This is a genomic window from Streptomyces sp. 13-12-16, assembly GCF_002114215.1.
Lineage (GTDB): Bacteria > Actinomycetota > Actinomycetes > Streptomycetales > Streptomycetaceae > Streptomyces.
Map to the genome: position 1 here is coordinate 2,735 of NZ_NCTE01000303.1, position 4,933 is coordinate 7,667.

The 4,933-nt window shown below is 73.7% G+C and carries 4 protein-coding genes and 1 pseudogene; 2 read left to right on the top strand and 3 right to left on the bottom strand.

Going from position 1 to position 4,933, the window contains the following annotated elements; all coding sequences use genetic code 11:
- Positions 1 to 119: 119 nt before the first annotated feature.
- The 3 genes and pseudogenes from B7767_RS13115 to B7767_RS13125 form a co-directional block, all read right to left on the bottom strand.
- Positions 120 to 530, bottom strand: a pseudogene (locus B7767_RS13115) (phospholipid carrier-dependent glycosyltransferase); the annotation flags it as partial.
- Between the two features lie 22 nt (positions 531 to 552).
- Entirely contained in the window at positions 553 to 1,065 is a 513-nt protein-coding gene (locus B7767_RS13120) for a GNAT family N-acetyltransferase (RefSeq protein ID WP_085572344.1), read from the bottom strand.
- A gap of 16 nt (positions 1,066 to 1,081) precedes the next feature.
- On the bottom strand, positions 1,082 to 1,744 hold the full coding sequence (locus tag B7767_RS13125; RefSeq protein ID WP_085572347.1) for a nucleoside/nucleotide kinase family protein: 663 nt from the start codon (positions 1,742 to 1,744) through the stop codon (positions 1,082 to 1,084).
- A 94-nt stretch (positions 1,745 to 1,838) separates the two neighbouring features.
- Here B7767_RS13125 and B7767_RS13130 point away from each other — a divergent pair, with 94 nt between their 5' ends.
- Together B7767_RS13130 and B7767_RS13135 are read left to right on the top strand one after the other, a co-directional pair.
- Positions 1,839 to 2,576, top strand: a complete 738-nt coding sequence (locus tag B7767_RS13130) for a beta-phosphoglucomutase family hydrolase (protein ID WP_085572345.1) — start codon at positions 1,839 to 1,841, stop codon at positions 2,574 to 2,576.
- Positions 2,573 to 4,927, top strand: a complete 2,355-nt coding sequence (locus B7767_RS13135) for a glycoside hydrolase family 65 protein (protein ID WP_085572346.1) — start codon at positions 2,573 to 2,575, stop codon at positions 4,925 to 4,927. The genes B7767_RS13130 and B7767_RS13135 overlap by 4 nt, the downstream gene beginning before the upstream one ends.
- Positions 4,928 to 4,933: the final 6 nt, after the last annotated feature.

A 4,933-nucleotide genomic window follows, 5' to 3' on the forward strand; every position in this document is an offset into this window, starting at 1 on the left:
GCCGGTCCTCCGAGGTCCCCAACGGCCGCTTCCGCGTGGCGAGCAGCGTGATGCCGCACGTGAGCGCCGACGCCTTCCACCGCGCGGGGCAGCCGACGGCCGGCTGACGGTGCGGGTCGGCGCCGGTGGACCGTGATCGAGTGGCCCACGTCGTCGACCGGGCGGCTGCCGTCGGTCAACTCGGCCGGCCGGCCGGTCGCCTTGGCCGCCGCGGAGTCCGACACCACCAGCGCCCCGCGCACCCGGGCGGGCGGTACCCGGCGCGGATCGGCGGCGTCGACGCCGTAGTACGAGGGCACCCCACCGCCCTTGTGGACCAGCCGGATCCGCTCCCCGCGGCACCGTTCGCGCAGCCGGTCGGCGAGCCGGCCGAGGTCCTGGCCCCGGTCGACGTCCGAGTCGTGCGGCCGGAACCGGGTCTCCGGCGGACCGCCGGACGCCTCGTCGGAGTACGGCGGACAGAAGGGGGACGTCCGTAGCGAACTCACCGCGACGAACGCCGCCGGCGGCCGGATCGCGTACGTCCGCCGCCGCGAGACCCCTCACGGGCCCTTACTGCCGCACCGGACCTCCGCCCACGGGGGGAACCGCCCGCGCGGCGAGTTCCTCCAGCGGGGCACCGGTCAGCCGGCACACCGTCCACTCCTCCAGCAGCTTCGCGCCGAGCGACTCGTAGAAGGCGATCGCCGGTTCGTTCCAGTCCAGCACCACCCACTCGAAGCGCTCGAACCCGCTCTCCCGGCAGATCGCCGCGAGGGCGGCCAGCAACGCCTTGCCGTGTCCGGCGCCCCGGGTGTCCGGGCGGACGTACAGATCCTCCAGATGCATCCCGCGCGTACCGGTCCAGGTCGAGAAGCGCGGGAACCAGAGCGCGAACCCCGCGACGCCGCCGGTGTCGTCGTCCTCGGCGATCAGGACGGACGCGGCGGGGTGCTCGCCGAACAGGGCCGCGCGAAGCTGCTCGTCGGTGGCGCGGGCCTGCTCGGCGGCCTTCTCGTAGGCGGCGAGCTCGCGGATCATCGCGCGGATCTCGGGGACGTCGTGCACGGTGGCTTCTCTGATCACGGTACGAGAGCCTGCGTCACCGGGGCGCACTCCGTCCAGCCGGTTCCGGTGGCCGGACCACCAGGTCGGCCCTGTCCCGCGTCGACGCCACCAGCTCGGCGTTGCGCCGGTCGCTGCGCCCGACCCACGCCACCGCCTCCTCGTGGCTCTTGCCGAACTCCTCGTGCCGGGCGATCAGCCGCCGCAGCCGCTCCTCCTCGTCCAGGACGCAGAACCACACCTCGTCGAGGAGCGGCCGGACCCGCGCCCAGGCACCGGTGTCCAGCAGCAGGTAGTTGCCCTCCGTCACCACCAGCCGGGCCGTCGGCGGCACCGGGAGCGCGCCCGCGACCGGCTGCTCCAGCGTCCGCTCGAAGCCGGGGGCGTACACGACGTCGTCGTACGTCTCCTCGCGCAGCCGGCGCAGCAGTGCCGCGTACCCGGCCGCGTCGAAGGTGTCCGGGGCGCCCTTGCGGTCGCGGCGGCCGAGGCGGACGAGTTCGGCGTCGGCGAGATGGAAGCCGTCCATCGGCACATGGGCGACCCACGGCTCCCCGGTGCCGTTCAGCTCCCGCACCAGCCGCTCCGCGAGCGTGGACTTGCCCGCGCCGGGGCTGCCGGCGATGCCGAGGATCGCGCGCCGGCCGCCCCGCGGAAGGGCACGGGCACGGCGGAGGAGGTCGTCGAAGGTCAGCGCCACACGGGAGAGTGTGCCACCCGGGAAGCGGGCGGTCCGCTGCCATGTGGCCCGCGCCACCCACTGTCCGGCACCGTATCGGGGAAAGGTGTCCCGTATGACGGATCCAGGTCTGCCCGATGACATCCTCGCCTGCCTCTTCGACCTCGACGGCGTCGTCACGAAGACGGCCGTCGTCCACGCGGCCGCCTGGAAGGAGATGTTCGACGCCTTCCTCCGCGAGCGGGACGGCGACGCCTTCCGGCCCTTCACCGACGCCGACTACGACGAGTACGTCGACGGCCGCCCGCGCGCCGACGGCGTCCGCACCTTCCTCGCCTCCCGCGACGTCGAACTGCCCGAGGGCGAACGCGACGACCCGCCCGACGCCCGCACCGTGCACGGCCTCGGCAACCGCAAGAACGAACTGCTGCTGGCGAAGATCCGCACCGACGGCGTGGAGGCCTACGACACCACCCTGCGCTACCTCGCCGCGGTCCGCGCCCGCGGACTGCGCACCGCGATCGTCTCCTCCAGCGCCAACTGCCGTGACGTACTGCGGTCGATCGGCGCCGAGGACCTCTTCGACGTCCGGATCGACGGCGTGGTCGCCGCCGAACGCGGCCTGCCCGGGAAGCCGGAACCCGACACCTTCCTCGCCGCCGCCCGGGACCTGGGCGTCGAACCGTCCCGGGCCGCCGTGTTCGAGGACGCGCTGGCCGGCATGGACGCGGGCCGCGCCGGGCACTTCGGATACGTCGTCGGCGTGGACCGGGTGGGCCAGGCCGACGCGCTGTACGCGCACGGCGCCGACCGGGTCGTGACGGACCTCGCCGAACTCGGAGACGACAAGTGATCACACAGCGGGCGTACGCCGTCGAACCGTGGACCGTGCGCGAACACAGCCTGGACCTCGACGTCCTGGCACAGAGCGAGTCCGTGTTCGCGCTGTCCAACGGCCACGTCGGCTGGCGCGGCAACCTCGACGAGGGCGAACCGCACGGGTTGCCCGGCTCCTACCTCAACGGCGTCCACGAACTGCACCCCCTGCCCTACGCCGAAGCCGGCTACGGCTACCCGGAGTCGGGCCAGACGGTCATCAACGTCACCAACGGCAAGGTGATCCGGCTGCTGGTCGACGACGAACCGTTCGACCTGCGCTACGGGCGCCTCGTCAGCCACGAGCGGACCCTGGACCTGCGCCGGGGCGTCCTCGAACGGGTCTGCGAATGGACCTCCCCGGCCGGGTCCACGGTCCGGGTGCGCTCCACCCGGCTGGTCTCCCTCACCCAGCGGGCCGTCGCCGCCGTCGCCTACGAGGTCGAGCCCGTCGACAGCCGCACCCGCGTGGTGCTGCAGTCCGAACTCGTCACCAACGAGAGCCTGCCCGGACCGGACGGCGACCCGCGCGCCGCCCGCGCCCTGAAGTCCCCGCTGGAACCCGAGGAGGACCTCGCCAAGGATCACCGGCTGCGCCTGGTCCACCGCACCCGGCGCAGCGGCATCAGGGTCGCCGTGGCCGCCGACCACGTCGTCGACGGCCCCGAACGCACCACCACCGACTGCGAGAGCAACGTGGACATGGCCCGGCTCACCGTCACCTCCGTCCTGGAGCCGGGACAGCGGCTGCGGGTGGAGAAACTCGTCGCCCACGGCTGGTCCGGCGCCCGCTCCCGGCCCGCGATGAGCGACCAGGTGGAGGCGGCGCTGGCGGCCGCCGCGCACAGCGGCTGGCAGGGACTCCTCGACGAACAGCGGGCCTACCTCGACGACTTCTGGGCCCGTGCCGACGTCGAGGTCGACGGCGACGAGGAGATCCAGCAGGCCGTGCGCTTCGCCCTCTTCCACGTCCTGCAGGCCGGGGCCCGCGCCGAGCGGCGCGCGATACCCGCCAAGGGGCTGACCGGCTCCGGCTACGACGGCCACGCCTTCTGGGACACCGAGGTGTTCGTGCTGCCCCTGCTGATCTGCACCGTGCCGGACGCCGCCGCCGAGGCGCTGCGCTGGCGGCAGACCACCCTTCCCGTCGCCCGCGAGCGCGCCGCCCAACTCGGCCTGCGCGGGGCCGCGTTCCCCTGGCGCACCATCGAGGGCTCGGAGGGCTCCGCGTACTGGCCGGCCGGTACCGCCGCCTTCCACGTCAACGCCGACATCGCCGACGCCGTGGTGCGCTACGTCCAGGCCACCGGCGACGAGCGCTTCGAACGCGACACCGGCGTGGAGCTGCTGGTGGAGACCGCCCGCCTCTGGCGCTCCCTCGGCCACCACGACGACCGGGGCGTCTTCCACATCGACGGCGTCACCGGACCGGACGAGTACAGCGCCGTCGCCGACGACAACACGTACACCAACCTCATGGCCCGGGCGAACCTGCTGGCCGCCGCCGACGCCTGCAAACGGCACCCCGACGCCGCGGCGGCCCTCGGCGTCGACGAGGAGGAGAGCGCCGGCTGGCGGGACGCCGCCGAAGCCGTGAACCTCCCCTACAACGACGAACTCGGCGTGCACGAACAGCACGCGGGCTTCACCCGCTACCAGCGCTGGGACTTCGCCGGCACCCGCGCCGACCAGTACCCGCTGATGCTGCACTTCCCCTACTTCGACCTCTACCGCAAACAGGTGATCAAGCAGGCGGACCTGGTGCTGGCGATGCACACCTGCGCCGGCTACTTCGAGGAGGTCTTCGGAGAGGAGCAGATCGCCCGCAACTTCGCCTACTACGAGCCGCTGACCGTACGGGACTCCTCGCTGTCGGCCTGTGTCCAGGCCGTCCTCGCCGCCCGCACCGGCCACCTGGACCTGGCCCACGCCTACACCGCCGAGGCCGCCCTCATGGACCTCGCGGACCTGGAGCACAACACCCGCGACGGACTGCACATCGCCTCCCTGGCCGGCACCTGGACGGCCCTGGTCGCCGGGTTCGGCGGCATGCGCTGGGACGACGGCAGCCTCCGGTTCGCCCCCCGGCTGCCGTCGAGGCTGCGCCGCCTGGCCTTCACCCTGCGGTTCCTCGGCCGGTGCCTGCGCGTGGAGGTCACCGGGGACCGGGCGACGTACACGCTGCGCTCCGGAGCGCCGCTGACCATCCGTCACCACGGCACCGAGCTGACCGTGCGCGAGGGCGCCCCCGCCGGGCGTCCCGTCCCGCTGCCCGGGCCCCGCCCGGCGCCCGAGCAGCCCCCGCACCGGGGCCCGCACCCGCGCTGACCGGCG